This window comes from Nakamurella sp. PAMC28650 (genome assembly GCF_014303395.1).
Lineage (GTDB): Bacteria > Actinomycetota > Actinomycetes > Mycobacteriales > Nakamurellaceae > Nakamurella.
The window spans coordinates 5,298,394-5,314,778 of the sequence record NZ_CP060298.1; the positions used below are offsets into that span (position 1 = coordinate 5,298,394).

The following is a 16,385-nucleotide window of genomic DNA, read 5'->3' on the forward strand; positions in this document are numbered from 1 at the left end:
GCGGCGGATTCCAGGCCACGTCAGATCACCGCTCCGGCGTTCGGGTTCAGGACCTCGCCGACGCAGAACGAGCCCTCCTCGGTGAGGAATGCGATGCAGAGAGCGACTTCCCGAGGTGCGACCAGCCGACCCAGCGGGAGGCTCCGAAGATATTCGGCTTGCCGCCAGGGCGAATCCGCTGCCAGCAGCGGCGTGTCGGTCGGGCCGGGCGCGACTGCGTTCACCCGGACTCCCCGGGGGGCCACTTCGGCGGCAAGGCTCCTGACCACACCCAGCATGGCGCCTTTCGCCGCCGCGTAGTGGGCGTCCCCGCCGCCGCCGCCGACGGCCAGTTCGCTCGACACCGCGACCACCGAACCGCTCCCCTGGGTCAGCATTCCCGGCAGCACCGCCCGACACAGGTTGAACAGGCCACCCAGGTGGACCCGGAGCATCCGGGTCCATTGTTCGGGCCGGACGTCCTGGACCGGGAGCATTTCGTAGTAGCCGGCGACGGAGACCGCACAATCAGTCGGTCCCCATCGGTCTTCGATCGAAACCACCGCAGCCGCAACGGCATCCGCATCGCGGACATCGACCTGCACCGTGTAGTCGCAGTCCACCGCCGGGTGCAGGTCCAGTCCCGCCACCGCCCATCCCCGTTGCTTCAGTTCGGCGGCGGCAGCGGCTCCGATGCCACTGGCGGCCCCGGTCACGATCGCCGTGGGCCGGGGGAATTCGCCGTTCATGGCCCGGAGATGCTGACGTCGAGCAACTCGTCCGCCTCCTCCGCGTCGTCGATCACCTTCGCGCTGATGATTCGCGACCGGACCGCTGCGTACACCACGGCGCCGATCACGCCCAGGACTGCCACCATGATCCACACGGACCAGTCCAGGTATCGATCCGGATACACCCGGCGGGGCCAGGCGATGTTCAGGAACTCGAAGACGACCCAGATCGTCGCGACCGCCGTCAGGATCATCGATCCCCGACCCATTGCGAACGGGCCGGGGCTCCACCGGCGACGTGCCTGCAGTACCAGAAATCCGATCAGTGGAAACAGGAAGGCGAGGAAGAATCCCCCGGAGGAAAAATTCACCATGATCGTGTATGGGTTGGTCGCGAGGTTGCTCAGCAGGAACAGCACGGCACCCAGCACCGTGGTCACCAGGAGGGCGGCCCTTGGCAACCGCTGGCGGGTGCTCAGTCTGGACAGCATCTGCGACCCGGGCAGGGCCCGGTCCCGAGCGAAGGCCCAGATCAGTCGGGATGCCGAGGTCTGCAGCGCGAGAAAGCTTGCGAGGAAACCGATGACGAACAGCACCTCGACGGGTTTGGCGATCCCGCTGCCGAGCGCACTGCTCAGCGTCGAGGAGACCGGATCCGCGACCGTACCCTGCGCGACGGCGGCAAGATCGGGGATCGCCAGGATGATGGCCAGGCTGGCGTAGATGACGACCACGGCGATGAAGACCAGCGAGAAGATCACCGCCCTGGGGAGATTCTTCCGCGGTTCGTGCACCTCCTCGGCGATGGCCCCGGCGCTCTTGAATCCCACGAAGGAGAACCCGATGAAAGCGACCGCGACCAGGAACGGACCCGATAGCGAGAAGTAGCCCGCTCCGCCCGCTCCGGCGCCGTCGAACAGCACACTCAACGAGTTGTGGCGGTGGAACAACAGCAACCAGGTGCCCAGGCCCAGTGAACCGACCACCTCGGCGATGATGCTGGCCGTCATGAAGATCTTCAGGGCCTGCCGCCCGACCAGGTTCAACCCGGTGCCGCACAACAGAATCACGAACACGATGCCGGCACGCTGGGTCCCGGTGGGATTGTCGATGCCCACGATGTTGGCGATGAAACCGGCTGCACCCAACGCTACCGTCGCCATGGCGATGATCAGGGTCCAGGTGTAGGCCCACCCGGCGAACCATCCGAAGCCACTGCCCAGCAGTCGACGTGACCACTGGTAGATGGACCCTTCGATCGGCCACCGGGAGACGAGCGCCGCGAAGACGAACGCCACCAGGATCTGCCCGGCGAACACCACGAAGAACCCCCACCAGAACCGCGGGCCGGCCGCGGTGATCGCCAGCCCGAAGATCCCGTAGAGCGCGACGATCGGCGAGATGAAGGCGAAGGCGAAGGCGAACGAGGACCACAGGCTGAATTCGCGCTTCAGGCTCTGGTCGGCAGGTGCGAGGGATGGCATCGGTCCTCCTGGCGGGTTGTAGGTACCGATAATCCGCAGATCGGCAGAAACCTCAATAGTTCGTGCCGTTTGCGTTCGCCATCCACATCCCGGTGACCGAACGTTGTAGATTCCTACTACCGGAAGGTTCCCGGCACGGTGATCTGTCGATAATCTGATCGACATGCCTGATCCGATCGAAGCCGGTGGCCGCTCCGATCCGGCGCTGGACATGGCGCTGGACAGGACCGATCACGGGCCCGTGGACGGGACGTCCCTGCGGGATCTGCTGCAGGTGGCCGGTCTGGGGCTGGAGCTGGTGGCGGGTGATCAGGCCCGGCTGGATCTACCGGTCAGATGGACCCACACCACCGAGTTGCTGTACCCGGCGCCCTATCTGCGCGGCGGCGAGCTGGTGTGCACGGTCGGTGCCCTTCTGGTCGACGAACGGAGCTGTCGCACCTTCGTGAGCGCAGCATCGGCGGCCCGCGCAGTCGGCCTCTGCTTCGGGCTGGGAGACGTTCACGAAGTGATTCCACCGGCCCTGGTCGAGGCATGTCATTCCGCGCACCTGCCACTGCTGCAGGCCCCATTGGGGATGCCGTTCCTGGCCATTGCGGAATACCTGGCCGAACGTCGGACCCTTGCCGCCGGAAGGGACAACCTCCGCATCGAATCGCTGTTGACGGAGCTGCTCGACGGTCTGCGATCGCAGGCGTCCGTTGCTGCGATGATGGCAATGGCGGTGCGCACGCTCGAGGGCTGCCTGTCGTTGGTCGCCGATGGACGCCCGATCGCGGTCGATGCTCCGGAAAGAGCCGTCGACGGTGTGCTCGTCACCGCCGCACTCGGCCCTGGCACAGTTTTCACCTGGTCCGGCGCCGGGGCACCTCCCGGTCTCCGGGTGCTGGCCCGCCTCGGCAGGGTGATCGAGCTGGCGTCGCACGGGCGCAACGTCGAGGATTCGCTGAAACGAGAGCGCACGGGCCAACTTCTCCTGCCGGTCGGAGATCGCCTGGCCAATCCCGTGGCCCTGCGACCGATGCTGGAGGAGCTGGGGATCGGTGACGGTCCGTTGGTGATCTCCGCGTGGCCGGCCGGTTCGGCGCCGCTGCTGGCCGTTCACATGGCCGGTGGCCTGATCAGCGAGGCACCGGGGATCGCGCTGGCCGTCACCCGCACGGCGGAGGAGGTCGCCGCCGCCTCAGGCGTGCTGCTGCTGCCCTGCGGCTTCAGCCGATCGGTGGCCCTCGTCGATGCCGCCGGGGCGATTGCCGAATCAATTGCGGCGCTTCAACTCTCCCGGCGGCGCGGTGTGATCGTCGGGCCCGCCAGCCTGACCAGTCTCGAGGGCCTCCTGGAGCAGCAGCCGATCGGGCGTCTGGACCCCTTCGTCGACCAGCTGCTCACGCCGTTGATCTCCGCCGACGAACTGCAGGGCACCAGAGCACTGGAGACCCTCCGGAGTTTCCTGCGGAACGAGGGATCGCTGCAGCGCACGGCAGAGGACCAGTACGTGCACGTCAACACCGTCCGACATCGCTTGATGCGGATACACCGGGTCACCGGCCACGACCCACTCGTCTTCGCTGACCGGGTTGCCCTTGCGATCGCGCTCTGGGCATTCGACAGGCGCCAGAATTCCCGGCGCTGACCGACACCGTGCCGACCGGCGACCCGGGCCGCGACCGGGGTCCACTACCGCGACAACGGCAGACCGATGCTCGGATCGACGCTGGTGCGCGACCCCGCCGTCCAGGATCTGGTCTTCGAGGGCTAGCCTCGCGCTTTCACGCGGATAGCTGACGGGGCGTTTCGGAGTGAGGGAAAGGTGCCCCGACCTGCGATAATGAGGGTCTCTGAGATCCACGACGTCAGCAAACTGGAGCACCTTTCTGATGCCGAACCCTACCGGTTTCTACCCGCCGTTGACAGTGGACACGACCGCGAAGCGGGTGGTGTCCCACGCCGGTGCTGTGCTGCTGGTCACCACCGCCGGGAAGGTCGGGTTGGACCGGGCTTTGTCGGAGGCGTTGGCGCCGTGGCGCAAGCAGTGGGCGGTGTTGGATCCGGGGAAGATCCTGCTGGACCTGGCGGTCAGCGTCGCGATCGGCGGGGACTGCCTGGCCGACATCGCGGCGTTGCGGTCTGAGCCGGCGGTGTTTGGCCGGGTCGCGTCCGACCCGACGGTGTCCCGGCTGGTCGACTCGTTGGCCGCGACCCCGCAGGCCGCTTTGGCGGCGATCAACCAGGCCAGAGCAACTGTCAGACAACGGGTGTGGAAGATGGCCGGGAAGGACGCCCCTGACTTCGGAATCGACCGGGACCGGCCGTTGATCATCGACCTGGACGCTACGTTGATCACCTCCCATTCGGAGAAGGAACTGGCGGCGCCGACCTACAAGCGCGGTTTCGGGTTCCATCCGTTGGGATCGTGGGTGGACCACGGCCCCGACGGCACCGGTGAGCCGCTGTCGATGATGCTGCGCCCCGGAAGGGCCGGGTCCAACACCGCCGCCGACCACATCGCGGTCACCAAGGATGCGTTGCGGCAGTTGCCCTTCAACCGCCGCGGTGGCCGGATTGGGCGCAAGGTGCTGGTCCGCGCCGACAGTGGCGGCGGCACCCACGAATACCTGAAGTGGCTGGCCGGGCAGGGCCTGTCGTATTCGGTGGGGTTCGGGCTGACGCAGGACATCGTCGACAAGATCAACCTGATCCCCGACCAAGGGTGGACCCCGGCCTACGACGGCGATGGGAAGGTCCGCGACGGGGCGTGGGTCACCGAACTCACCGGCCTGCTGGACCTGTCAACGTGGCCGGCAGGGATGCGGGTGATCGTCCGGGCCGAACGTCCGCACCCCGGGGCGCAGCTGCGGTTCACCGACTCAGGCGGCAACCGGCTGACCGCGTTCGTCACCAACACTGTTGGTGGGCAGCTGGCGGACCTGGAGTTGCGGCACCGGCACCGGGCCCGCTGCGAGGACCGGATCCGCAACGCGAAAGACACCGGCCTGCGGAACCTGCCCTTGACTGCGTTCGCGCAAAATCAGATCTGGGTCGCTGTCGTCCAGTTGGCTACGGAGCTGACCGCGTGGCTGCAGATGCTCGCGCTGACCGGCACCGGCGCCCGCCGTTGGGAACCGAAACGGCTGCGGTTGCAGCTGTTCTCCGTGGCGGCGACCATCGCCCGGCGGAGCCGCCGGGTCTGGTTGCACCTGTCCGGTCACGCAACCCACCGGCACCTGTTCACCACCGCCCTGGACCGGCTGACCCAGCTGCCGGCGCCGACCTGACCTTCAACAACCCACCCGGCCAGCAAGAAGACAAACCCCCCGGAACGTGGAATCCGGCACCCACCCAGGTGACCCACCGGGGCTTCGACGAACCCGCAGACATGCCCGTCGGTGCGAAACACCAGATCTATCGCGCCGAGGAAAGGCCGGGCGTCTCACGAAAGATTGAGGCTAGAGCCCATGGTCGTAGATGGCTTTCGGCTCTGGTGCGGCACCGATGACAAGGATGCCGTAGTTGTCGCTCATGGTGCTTGAAAACCGATATTGAACATCGTGGCCTATGGTTGGGGTTTTAAGGGGTAAACGCCTATAGTGCCCTCATGATTGCTGAAAGTGCGGTAAATTGGCTGCACTCGGGGGCGCCCGTGGTGCTCGGTAGCTATGAGGACGCTGGTTCCGGCCGGACTTTTGTGGTGGCCCGGCCGGCGGACGAGCCGGCGCTCTGGCAGGACTACTTCCGCGGCGCCCGGCGCAATTATCGCCGGTACGGAGTCGAACAGGCGGTCAATTTCGACGAGGCCGCCACCGGTGAGTCCACCGCAGTGTTCGTGGCGGCTGTCGATCCGAACGGGCAGGTGGTCGGAGGTCTGCGGGCTCAGGGGCCGTTTTCGCGGGTCGAGCAGGTGTACGCGCTCCGGGAATGGGCCGGGCGGAAGGGTACCGATCAACTCCGGAAAGAGCTCGTCCAGCGCATGGATGAAGGTGTCGTCGAGATCAAAGCGGTCTGGGTCGAACATGGCGCGGCGCGGCACGGTGAACTCACGACGACGATGTCCCGCGCCTTCGTGCATGTCCTACGACTGCTGCAAGTGCGCTACGCGCTCTGCACCGCCGCTTCGCACGCCCTTCCTCGGTGGCGGTCGAGCGGCGGCGTGGTCAGCACCGGCGTGAGCCCGGTTCCCTACCCGGACGAACGCTATCTGACCTGGCTGATGTGGTGGGACCGGCAGGAGATATCCAGGCTGATCTCCGCTGACCAGAACTGGAACATGGAACGGGAGTTGCAACAATTGCTCGGCTCCGCGGCCCGCGGGCACGCGACCGCGACGCCGGCCGCCCGATGACCACCGTCTCCGACACGTCCGCTACCGGACGCGACACCGGTGCGGTCGCCGGTGTTGATCCCGATGCCCACCGCGCCGTCATGCTGTCCGAGGGAAATCAGTTGCACCGGGGAATGCTCGCTCACCTGCGGGCCACCGGGGACATCATCGTCATCGACCGGTCCGCCACCATCGCCGCAGAGTTGGCGGCCCTGCTGCCGGCGGTCAGCCCGGCGGAACTCGACGAGCCCGAACAGTGGGCGTGGTATCCGTGGCGCCGGACCCTGGTGAAAATACCGGGCCCGGTGAATTTCCGGCGGTTGCGTCTGGATCGGAATCGCCACAAGATCACTGCTCGGGAACAGGACGGCTTTCGCCGGCTGAACATCGGCATCGTCGGGTTGAGCGTGGGACATTCCATTGCTCACACGCTGGCGCTCGAGGGCCTCTGCGGGAGGTTGCGGCTGGCCGATCAGGACACCATCGAATTGGCCAACCTGAACCGGATTCCCGCGACCATTTTCGATATCGGCATCAACAAGGCAGTGGTGCTGGCACGCCGCATCGCCGAGCTGGATCCTTACCTGCCCACCGACGTCCTCACGAGCGGCATCAGCCAGAACAACATGGCCGAATTCTTCGACGGGCTCGACCTGGTGATCGAGGAATGTGATTCGCTCGACATCAAGGTAGCAGTACGTCAGGAGGCCCGGAAACGACGGATACCGGTATTCATGGAGACCAGCGACCGTGGCCTCTTCGACGTGGAGCGCTTCGATGTCGAGCGACAGCGGGAACCTTTCCACGGCCTGCTGGGACCGGTGGATCCCGATTCGCTGATCGGACTGACCACCCACGCGAAAGCGCCCCATGTGATGCGCATCCTGCAGACGAACGAACTGTCGGCCCGCATGGCCGCGTCCATGGTGGAGATCGGTCACACGGTCTCCACCTGGCCGCAACTGGGAGGCGATGTACAGCTGGGCGGCGCCACGGTCGCGGCTGCGGTCCGGCGATTCGGTCGCGGTTGGAAACTGCCGTCGGGTCGGATCCGTGTCGATCTGGAGCACGCGCTGGACACCCTGGGTGCCGGGCCCGCGGCCGTGTCCCCGACGACGCCCGCGGCGCCCGGTATCGACCTGACCGAACAGGTGCCGTGCTCACCGCTCGACGCGGTGGCCCATGCCATCGCACTTGCCCCTTCCGGCGGTAACAGTCAACCGTGGAGGCTGACGCCGACACCGGACGGGATCGATGTGCGGATGGTCAGGGGTCGGACATCTGCAATGGATGTCGGCTTCCGGGGCAGCTATGTCGGTATCGGCGCCGCCACCTTCAACGCCCAGGTCGCCGCAGCCCGCCACCAGATGCGGGCCGGGCTCACCGAGTTCCCGCAGGGAACGGAATCGGACCTGGTGGTCTCGATCGTCCTCACCGCGGGCAGCGACCCGCGTCTGGCCGACCTGTACCCGTCCATGGTCCAGCGCATCACCAACCGGAACATCGGTCGACGACAGCCTGTGGCCCAGCCCATGATCACGGCGTGGCAGCGGGAAGCAGGCGCCGCCGGCGCGCACCTGCACCTGATCACCGAGCCGGGCCGGATCGCGGCCCTGGCTGACGTCCTGGCCGCATCCGACCGCATCCGCTTTCTCACGCCGCTTCTGCACGAACAGATGATCGGTGAACTCAAATGGCCGGGTCCACAACGTACTTCGCTGGGAATTGAGGTAGAGAGCCTGGGGCTGGACGAGTCCGATCTGGCGAAATTGGCCGTAGCAGGGCGGACGGACGTGATGGCGCAACTGGCATCCTGGAACCTGGGCGCGGCCCTGGGCGATCCGACCCGGGACCGCGTCAATTCCAGTTCCGCCGTCGCCGTGCTCACCGTGGACGCGGACACACCCACCGACTATCTGCGCGGTGGCCGCGCGGCAGAACAGTTCTGGATCCGCGCCGGGCAGGCCGGACTGGCCGTGCAGCCGGTGTCACCGGTATTCCTCTACGCCAGATCCGAGGCGGATCTCTTGGCCCTGTCCCCCGATTTCCACCCGGAACTGCGCACCTTGCAGCGACGGTTCAACGAGCTCACCGGGATCGACGACGAGGATGCGATCGTCCTGGTGGTTCGCCTCAGTCACGACACTCCGCCCCCGGCGGTGCGCAGTCAACGGCTGGACCGCGCCCCCACGGTAGCCGCACCGGATCCGGACTGAACCCGTGACGGTGAAGCTGACCCTCGATGATCTGGTGACCTCGGTCGCGACCGACCTGATGGGTGTCACCCATGAAACCCTCCCGGCGGCCACCAAGGATCTGCTGCACCAGCTGGTCGACTTCCTGCAGGTCGATCTGAGTTTTCTGCGCCGCAACGATCACGATCTCGGCGCCACCATCCTGATCGCCGAGTGGCCGGAGCGGCTCGACATCCCGGAGCCGGACCCGCTGGGAGTCATCTTCTTCGCCACCGCCGACCCGACATTCGCAGCCCTGGAGCACCTGTCGACGGTGCTCACCACCGATCCGCACACCGACGACGAATACCAGACCCGCATCCGTCAGGGCTCCGGCATCCAGGGCGTGTCCTTGGCGACCGTGCCGCTGATGAGTGGCCCCGTCACCACCGGCACGCTGGGGTTCATCAAGTACGGCGATCGGCGATGGCGGCCGGCGGAGATCAGCGCTCTCCGAGCGGTCGCCGCGCTGCTGGCCCAGTTGCAGGCGCGGGTCGCCGCCGAGGAACAGCTCCGATACCTGGCCTACCATGATGAATTGACCGGACTGGCCACGCGCCGAGCGCTGGCCGATCACCTCGCCGAGCGCCTGCGCCACGGTGCCCCCGGCCCCGTTGCGATCATCTTTCTCGACGTCGACAGACTCAAGGTGCTGAACAGCTTCTTCGGTCATGCTGCCGGTGACGAATTCTTGCAGACCCTCGCGGAACGACTGCTCCACGCATCCCCCGAGGATCATTTCCTCGCCCGGCTCGGTGGCGACGAGTTCGTCGCCGTCATGAATGGACCCACGACCCCGAATCAGGTCAATGCCTACGCCGAGTTGCTACGCCAGGCCGCCCTCGCACCCATCCCCGTCGGCGGCGAGGGGATCAGCCGGGCGGTCAGCCTCGGGGTCGCACTGGGCGAACCCGGCTGCGCGGTGGCAGAGTTGATGAACCAGGCCGACCAGGCCATGCTCCAGGCAAAACTACGCGGCGGTAACAACATCTGCTTGTTCACCCCGGCCCTCCGCGAACGCAACGCCGTCGGTATCGATATCGAACTGCACCTGCTGGCCGCGATCGCCACCAACTCTCTGGTCCTGCACTACCAACCCCAGGTCACCCTCACCACCGGTGAGATGATCGGCGTCGAGGCGCTGGTCCGGTGGCCCCATCCGCATCTGGGACTGCTGCAGCCCAGTTCCTTCATCGAACTGGCCGAGGCCACCAACCTCGCCGGCGAACTCGGCCGGTGGGTCCTCAACACCAGCTGCCGACAGGCGAAAGCCTGGCACGACCGCTTCCCGGACCGCACACCCATCGGAATGAGTGTGAATGTGTCTCCGGCCGAACTGATCACCGCCGATTTCGTGGAATCCGTCCGCGGGATCCTTCAGGAGTGTGGCCTGGAGGGACGGCACCTGACCCTGGAAATCACCGAGAACGCGATCATCAGCGATACGGAGCAGGCCCTCAAGACCCTCCGCGGTCTGAAGGAGATCGGCGTCAAGGTCGCGATCGACGACTTCGGCACCGGATACAGTTCCTTCGCTCAGCTCAAGACCCTCCCCGTCGATGAACTCAAGATCGACTATGGCTTCGTCCGCGACCTCGGACACAACAACGACGACCTGGCGATCGTGCATTCGATCATCGGCCTGGCCAATTCCTTCGGCATGCACACCGTCGCCGAAGGTGTCGAAACAGAAGTAGCCGCCGCCACCCTCATCGCGCTCGGGTGCCAACACGCCCAGGGCTTCCTCTACGCCAAACCGGTTCCGGCCGAGGACATCGAACAACTCCTGACCAGACCGGGCGCAGCACTGCGGCACCCCAACCGACTCGGCCGTCCCCCGTCATGAGGCCTTCCCGTCCGCGGGAGCTGACCTACTGCTGCGCCACCCGGAGCTGTCGTCGCACGCCTGTCTCCGGGTCCTGCTGCGGTCAGGGATGCGAAAGCGATGGGACACAGGAATCATGGACTCGGGTCAACGGCGGCCAGTCGCTCGAGGATCTTGCTGATGGCAGCGTCCTGGACGAGCAGGTGCGCCTGGATCTGCTTGGCCTCTTCCAAGACCGCCGAGGCATCGTCGTACGTGGCCTGGGAACGGGCGTCGGCGGCATTGGCCTGCACGTTCTGACCCACGATGATGATCGGCAACAGGACCAACTGCAGAAATGTCTGGGCGATCCAGGCCACGATGATCAATTTGTCACCACTGGCAAAGGCGGACGGTGCGCTGATGAGCGCCAGCACGGTGAACAGGTACGCCGACCACATCGTGCCGACGATCAGGGTGATCTTCAACCCCACCTTTGCGTTGAACCGCCCCACGGGGCCGGGGCCGTGGACAACGGCGGCAGCAGCAGCGACCTTCGGCGGTCCCGCCGCCTGCCGCTGCTGGGCGTGCGGGTGCTGGATGTATTCGAAGAAATCAGCCATGGGCAACACGATCCCACGAACGGGACCCGCGATCACCGAGGACCGCACGAGGAGTTCGTGTCGTCGCACGACTGGATCAGGCGGCCCCGGTCAGTGCGAGTTCGACGATGCGTACCCGAGCAGATCGCGCGCTGTCCTCAGCTGGTGCGGTCACGTCGCCGGAGTCGCCAGCGCGACGGCCTGACGGGAACCGCGGCTGGATCCAGGTGCTGCGCCTGCGGTTGCTGCTGCAGCTGATCCTGGGAGCGTCGGATGTCGGCGCGCCGGGTGTCGGCCGCAGCACGGCGGGCATCGAACTCGGCCAACCGCGCATCCAGATCTTCCCGCAGGGTCACCTTTTCAGTTCGCCGCCGACCGCCCCTGGGATGGCCCTGCCCACGGCATTCAGCCGATGGTCGAATCACGTTGCAGACCGTCACCTGCCTTGGGCGCCGGCCCCCGACATCTATGTTCCAGAGTGTCGCATTCAACGAACGGACCGGCCATGGTCACTGGGAGTCGCGACCGACAGCGAGAAGGCCTATGGCTCTTCAGACGTCCAGGGGTAGTCGTGGGTCGACCTGGTCCATCAGGTGATCGATGGTGTCGGCGACTTCTGGTCTGGCGAAGTAGAAGCCCTGGCAGTGATCACAACCCAGGTCGGTGATCTGTCGGTACTGCTGATCGGTCTCGACTCCTTCGGCGACCACGGTCATGTCCAGGTCGTGGGCCAGTACGACCATGGCCTTGATGATGGCGGTGGTGGAGGGCCGGTCGAGGTGGGAGATGAAGGATCGGTCGATCTTGATGACGTCGACGGGGAACTTGTCCAGGTAGCTCAAGGAGGAGTAGCCGGTGCCGAAATCGTCCAGGGCCACTCCGACACCCATGGCGCGGATGTCGGTGAGTACCTCCAGGGCCCGGTCGGTGTCGCGGATGAACAGGCTTTCGGTGACCTCCAGAATGAGGGTGCCGGCGCTGCGACTGGGTGATTTGGCCAGGAGCGCGGCGACGGCGTCGGTGAAGCCCGTGGCGGTCAGTTGGTGGGGGGAGACGTTCACCGACATGGTCAGTGGGCCGGCCGGCCGGGCGGAGTGCCAGCGCCAGTGATCTGCCCACGCCCGCTGCAGGACGTATTCGCCGATGGGCCAGATCAGCCCGGTCTGCTCGGCCAGCGGGATCAGCGTCGAGGGTGGAATCGCACCGTGGCGGGGGTGCCGCCAGCGGATCAGCGCTTCGAAGCCGCTGACCTGCCCGGTGCCGGTGGTGATGATCGGTTGGTAGGCGTTGTGCAGTTCGTCCCGGTACAACGCGCCCTGCAGGTCCCGTTCCAGGTCCAGTTGGGTGTCGGCGTAGTGCTGCAATTTCTCGTCGAAGATCTGGAGGCGGTCGCCGCCGCCCCGTTTGGCCAGGTACATGGCGCTGTCGGCCTCCTGCAGCAGTTGTTCGCAGGAGTGATCGTCATGGTCGGCGTAGGCGATCCCGATGCTGGCGGTCACCTTGACCTGGGCGCAGGACAGCGAAAAGGTGCGGCTGACCGCACCCAGGAGCCTGGTGGCGATGGCGACCGCGTCGGCCGGGGTGTCCAGGTCTTCGCACAGGACCACGAATTCGTCGCCGGACATCCGGGCCAGCGTGTCACCCGGTCGGATCGCACGGGCCAGCCGGGTGGCCACCGCGGTGAGCAGTTCGTCGCCGGCGGAGTGGCCGTACGTGTCGTTGACGGCCTTGAGCCGGTCGAGGTCCAGGAACAGCGCACACGTGCGTTTCCCGGTACGGCGGCTGCGCAGGAACGCGTTGTCCATCCGGTCGATCAGCAGGATCCGGTTGGGTAGTCCGGTCAGGGCATCGTGCAATGCTGCCTGGTGGGCGCGGTCGCGTGAATCCTGCAGGTCCTGACGGCCGCGGGCGTTGATCAGATAGGCACTGGCCACATCGGCCAGGATCTGCGCGGTGGCCAGTGCCGACTCGGTCATCGGGCCGGTGGTGTAGAGATTCAACGCCCCGATCTGGCTGCCGCTGTGCCGCAACGGAAATGCGAACATCGCCTGGAGGCCCAACTGCGCCGCGGCCGGGATGAACCGCGGAAATCGGATTTCCGAGGAAACATCGATCACGTGCACCGGCCTGCCCTGCTCGAAGGCCAGCACGCACGGACCCTCGTTCAGATCGGTCTGCAACTGCTCGAACTGCCGGGCCGAGAGATCCGACCCGGCCAGGTATGTGGGGGTTCCTCCGGTGGAGATCAACGTCATCCCGGCGGCCAGCACCGGTAGCACATCTACGATCCGATGGACCAACTGCTCCAGGATCGCCGGCGCGGGGAAGTCGGTGAGCATCGTGGAAGCGAACCCCGCCAACACCAACGCCAGCTTCGCAGCTTCGTCGATCGCCACCGACCGGGCAACCGTTTCCTCTGCAGCTGCGTCCATCTCGATTCCCCCGGCCGGTCGACTCCCCTCATCCGACCAGACCCCAACCTCGCCAGGCGGCGAGATTTCAACAGCATCTGGTCACCCCAAACCAGATGGGCAAGAGCCTTTCGCTCAACGTACACGTCGACAAAAAAGTACGTCTGGTGAGGTCGCATTTGCATCAATAGATCACTCACTTACACTCGAATGCCGCAAGATATCCAAAATTGTGGAATTCTCCCCCGGTGAAACGGCCATACCCGTCATTTTCGGTTGCAGGTGTCACTCGGACCAGTTTGGAAATGTCCAGAGGAGTGACGAGGGGATCTGGGAGGTACCTATCCATCCTGCGGGAGTCCCGTCCTGGACGACAACCCGAGGTGAGATCGCCAGGGCCCGCTTGGTACCGATGAAACAGCGCCCAGTCACGTGACCGAGAACGTCGGGTTCCTGATCAGGCCGGCGGCCGAGGAGCTCCAGTTTCCCCAGGAGCGCCCTCGAAGGGACCTTCGCCTCTACCGGCCGCCCCCGACGGGCTGGAGGGTGGTACCGGACAGGTGGCGCCCCGTGGTGGTGCTGCACCAGCGGAAAGACCAGCGGAGGTCGAACACGAGATGCAGGGTCAGATGATCGCACCCTGGGTCGGCGGCGCTGATGGTGATGCGGTGGTGGCCTGGGCAGGCCAGCACGCCATGCTGACCGGACGTGGACTCACCATCGTCGTCGCGAAGAACCGGGGTGCGTCGGCGCGGGCGACCAGTGGCCGCAACAGCGCGTCCCGATCCCCGCACATCGCACAGGCGGCGCTGCCCGCCCTGACCCGTGACCTGCGGGCCTTCCACCCGTGCCTGGACATCGAGGTCCGCGTCCGTCCCGACCGTGCATCTACCGGACCCTCGCGCGAATCCACGCGGGCGGATCTGTTGGTCATCCACTCGCCAGCGGGGCCACACCTTCGACTCGTCGGCCCGCCCTCGACGATCCTGGCGTGCGGCACCCGCACTCCGGTCGTCCACGTCCCGCCCCCGGACGGAATTTCCCCAATCGGCAGCGCCGTCGTGGTCGCCATCGGATCATCTCCGGCCGGACGCGCCGCTCTCCGGTCGGCTGCCGAAGAAGCCGCCCGGATGGCCTGCACCCTGGTCGCCGTCGCAGCAGACTCCGGGACAGCCGACCTGTCTCGTCGTCACACGCTGACGCTCCTGCAGGAGGTCCTCGCGGACCTACCGGACGTCACGACGGAGGTGTACTGGCCCGCCGACGGCATCGCCCGAACCCTCACGGATCTGTCGCGTAGCGCCCGCGTGGTCGTCGTCGGGAACGACGTCGGACTCGACCGTGCGCTGCACCCGCTGGATCCGCTGGCGGCGGCCCTGGTGCGTTTCGCCCAGGCGGCGGTCATCGTGGTTGGGCCGAACGCGCCCGCTCCCCCCGTAGACCACTCTCGCACCGGCGCACCAGGAGGCCACCCACGCGGCGTCTTCGCCCTGGGGGCCCGGCGATGACCACGGCACACGAACATGCAATCTTCACCGACGCAGCGACATCCTCCGCCGGACAGTTCGGGTCAGGTACACAGCGTCGGCAGCTCGCCCTGGAAAGGTATGTCGCTGCCATCGCCGGTGACGGACATCTACACCGCAGAACAATGGGTTCAGCAGCTTCGAAATCCCAGAGCACCAGCGGCACACCGCCCATCGGGGAGGCGACAGTCTCCACCATCATGAGCACCGATACCTTTTCGCTACCGGCCACGGCCACGTTCGGGGAAGTCCTGACCGCCCTGACCGACCGCCAGATCACCGCAGCTCCGGTGGTCGATCGCGACGGAGTGGTGATCGGTGTGGTGTCCGAGGCGGATCTGCTGGCGCGCGCCGTTCGTTCCGACCGACCCCTGAGCTCGGTGCCCACCGGACCGCACCCTGCCCCATCGGCCGAGAGCCGTTTGACTGCCGCTGATCTGATGTCCTCTCCGGCCATCACTATCACCGCTGACGCCTCCATCACCGATGCGGCGACCATCGCTGCGCAGGGGCACGTCAAGAGGCTTCCCGTCATCGACCCGGCCGGCCGGCTGATCGGATTGATCACCAGAGGTGACCTTTTGGCCGCCTACGTCGATCAAGCCGATCCGAAGGCGTCGGAGCCCTCGCCGAAGACCCTGCCCTGCAAGAACACCTGAGCCGCTCTGCGGACGTCGTCCAAACAACGTCACATCCACTACCTCATATTGATCGACGACGGAGTACCGGGAATCCGGAGCCGACCGAGAAAGCCGGGCGCTCCAACGATTCAGCCCGCGGCTTTGATGAGGAGCGCGTGGAGAGTGGTCCGCTCGGTCGTCGTGAGCCGGCCGATCGTCGCCTGCATCACGCCGTCCAAGAGCACTGATCCTCGGACCCTCAGGTCCTCACCGCTGGTGGTGAGCCGGTGCTGCACGGCCCGGCCCGGAGTCTCCATCCGCTCCAGGACCCCATGCTCGACCATCCGGCCGGCGAGCGCACCCATCGATTGGTCGGTCTGGAAGGTCAGTACGGCGAGGGCATGCAGCGAAGCCTCCGGATTGTCGTGCAGGTGGCGCAGGACGTCCCACTGCGCCAACGACAGCCCGATGGTGGCCAGCTGCTTGTTCGCGGTGCTGTGATGGCGCCACTGCAGACGCTTCACGGCAAGTCCGACATCCTGGAGGCTGAGGCTCATCGCGCAATCGTATCGCTCTATCTCAACAACCTTGGATAGGCACCGAGACCACTTTCGGACGACGTGATCCACCTCGCAGACCGGCACGACCTCGCGGTCTCCGGGGATGGCAGTTTCCT

General features: G+C 66.2%; 13 protein-coding genes. 7 read left to right on the top strand and 6 right to left on the bottom strand.

Annotated elements, in window-relative coordinates; translation table 11 throughout:
* Positions 1-20: 20 nt before the first annotated feature.
* Positions 21-728, bottom strand: coding sequence for an SDR family NAD(P)-dependent oxidoreductase (locus tag H7F38_RS23940; protein WP_187092088.1), 708 nt, complete (start codon positions 726-728; stop codon positions 21-23).
* Positions 725-2,194 carry an APC family permease gene (locus H7F38_RS23945; RefSeq protein WP_187092089.1) on the bottom strand — a complete coding sequence of 490 codons (1,470 nt, stop codon included), beginning with the start codon at positions 2,192-2,194 and terminating at the stop codon, positions 725-727. The genes H7F38_RS23940 and H7F38_RS23945 overlap by 4 nt, the downstream gene beginning before the upstream one ends.
* A 163-nt stretch (positions 2,195-2,357) precedes the next feature.
* Between H7F38_RS23945 and H7F38_RS23950 the strand changes: the two genes are divergently transcribed.
* From H7F38_RS23950 to H7F38_RS23970, 5 genes are all read left to right on the top strand, one after another.
* Positions 2,358-3,827: a PucR family transcriptional regulator gene (locus H7F38_RS23950; protein ID WP_187092090.1), complete on the top strand. Its 1,470-nt coding sequence runs from the start codon at positions 2,358-2,360 to the stop codon at positions 3,825-3,827.
* Between the two features lie 244 nt (positions 3,828-4,071).
* Positions 4,072-5,469: an IS1380 family transposase gene (locus tag H7F38_RS23955; RefSeq protein ID WP_187092091.1), complete on the top strand. Its 1,398-nt coding sequence runs from the start codon at positions 4,072-4,074 to the stop codon at positions 5,467-5,469.
* Positions 5,470-5,789: 320 nt separating this feature from the next.
* Positions 5,790-6,533, top strand: coding sequence for a hypothetical protein (locus H7F38_RS23960; RefSeq protein WP_187092092.1), 744 nt, complete (start codon positions 5,790-5,792; stop codon positions 6,531-6,533).
* Positions 6,530-8,728, top strand: a complete 2,199-nt coding sequence (locus tag H7F38_RS23965) for an Rv1355c family protein (protein ID WP_187092093.1) — start codon at positions 6,530-6,532, stop codon at positions 8,726-8,728. The genes H7F38_RS23960 and H7F38_RS23965 overlap by 4 nt, the downstream gene beginning before the upstream one ends.
* Before the next feature lie 4 nt (positions 8,729-8,732).
* Positions 8,733-10,592 (top strand): bifunctional diguanylate cyclase/phosphodiesterase, encoded by a 1,860-nt coding sequence (locus H7F38_RS23970; RefSeq protein ID WP_255498159.1) that lies wholly within the window; start codon positions 8,733-8,735, stop codon positions 10,590-10,592.
* A 113-nt stretch (positions 10,593-10,705) separates the two neighbouring features.
* On the opposite strand, the gene H7F38_RS23975 is transcribed toward H7F38_RS23970, so the two are convergent.
* The 3 genes from H7F38_RS23975 to H7F38_RS23985 form a co-directional block, all read right to left on the bottom strand.
* The gene (locus H7F38_RS23975) at positions 10,706-11,173 is read right to left on the bottom strand and encodes a hypothetical protein (RefSeq protein ID WP_187092094.1); all 468 of its coding nucleotides are present in this window, start codon (positions 11,171-11,173) and stop codon (positions 10,706-10,708) included.
* 137 nt (positions 11,174-11,310) lie between these two features.
* A complete protein-coding gene (locus H7F38_RS23980) occupies positions 11,311-11,508 on the bottom strand; it encodes a hypothetical protein (RefSeq protein WP_187092095.1) in 198 nt (65 codons plus the stop codon).
* A 195-nt stretch (positions 11,509-11,703) separates the two neighbouring features.
* Positions 11,704-13,584: a bifunctional diguanylate cyclase/phosphodiesterase gene (locus tag H7F38_RS23985; protein WP_187092096.1), complete on the bottom strand. Its 1,881-nt coding sequence runs from the start codon at positions 13,582-13,584 to the stop codon at positions 11,704-11,706.
* A 608-nt stretch (positions 13,585-14,192) separates the two neighbouring features.
* On the opposite strand from H7F38_RS23985, the gene H7F38_RS23990 reads away from it, so the two are divergent.
* Together H7F38_RS23990 and H7F38_RS23995 are read left to right on the top strand one after the other, a co-directional pair.
* On the top strand, positions 14,193-15,071 hold the full coding sequence (locus tag H7F38_RS23990) for a hypothetical protein (RefSeq protein WP_187092097.1): 879 nt from the start codon (positions 14,193-14,195) through the stop codon (positions 15,069-15,071).
* 218 nt (positions 15,072-15,289) lie between these two features.
* A complete protein-coding gene (locus H7F38_RS23995) occupies positions 15,290-15,748 on the top strand; it encodes a CBS domain-containing protein (protein WP_187092098.1) in 459 nt (152 codons plus the stop codon).
* 110 nt (positions 15,749-15,858) lie between these two features.
* Here the strand turns inward: H7F38_RS23995 and H7F38_RS24000 are convergent, their stop codons facing one another.
* The gene (locus H7F38_RS24000) at positions 15,859-16,266 is read right to left on the bottom strand and encodes a MarR family winged helix-turn-helix transcriptional regulator (protein ID WP_187092099.1); all 408 of its coding nucleotides are present in this window, start codon (positions 16,264-16,266) and stop codon (positions 15,859-15,861) included.
* Between the last annotated feature and the right edge of the window lie 119 nt (positions 16,267-16,385).

Bases quoted from the DNA above. Each gene is read 5' to 3' on its own strand.
- H7F38_RS23940 (WP_187092088.1), bottom strand. From the start codon at position 728: ATGAACGGCGAATTCCCCCGGCCCACGGCGATCGTGACCGGGGCCGCC.
- H7F38_RS23945 (WP_187092089.1), bottom strand. From the start codon at position 2,194: ATGCCATCCCTCGCACCTGCCGACCAGAGCCTGAAGCGCGAATTCAGC.
- H7F38_RS23950 (WP_187092090.1), top strand. From the start codon at position 2,358: ATGCCTGATCCGATCGAAGCCGGTGGCCGCTCCGATCCGGCGCTGGAC.
- H7F38_RS23955 (WP_187092091.1), top strand. From the start codon at position 4,072: ATGCCGAACCCTACCGGTTTCTACCCGCCGTTGACAGTGGACACGACC.
- H7F38_RS23960 (WP_187092092.1), top strand. From the start codon at position 5,790: ATGATTGCTGAAAGTGCGGTAAATTGGCTGCACTCGGGGGCGCCCGTG.
- H7F38_RS23965 (WP_187092093.1), top strand. From the start codon at position 6,530: ATGACCACCGTCTCCGACACGTCCGCTACCGGACGCGACACCGGTGCG.
- H7F38_RS23975 (WP_187092094.1), bottom strand. From the start codon at position 11,173: ATGGCTGATTTCTTCGAATACATCCAGCACCCGCACGCCCAGCAGCGG.
- H7F38_RS23985 (WP_187092096.1), bottom strand. From the start codon at position 13,584: ATGGACGCAGCTGCAGAGGAAACGGTTGCCCGGTCGGTGGCGATCGAC.
- H7F38_RS23990 (WP_187092097.1), top strand. From the start codon at position 14,193: ATGATCGCACCCTGGGTCGGCGGCGCTGATGGTGATGCGGTGGTGGCC.
- H7F38_RS23995 (WP_187092098.1), top strand. From the start codon at position 15,290: ATGAGCACCGATACCTTTTCGCTACCGGCCACGGCCACGTTCGGGGAA.
- H7F38_RS24000 (WP_187092099.1), bottom strand. From the start codon at position 16,266: ATGAGCCTCAGCCTCCAGGATGTCGGACTTGCCGTGAAGCGTCTGCAG.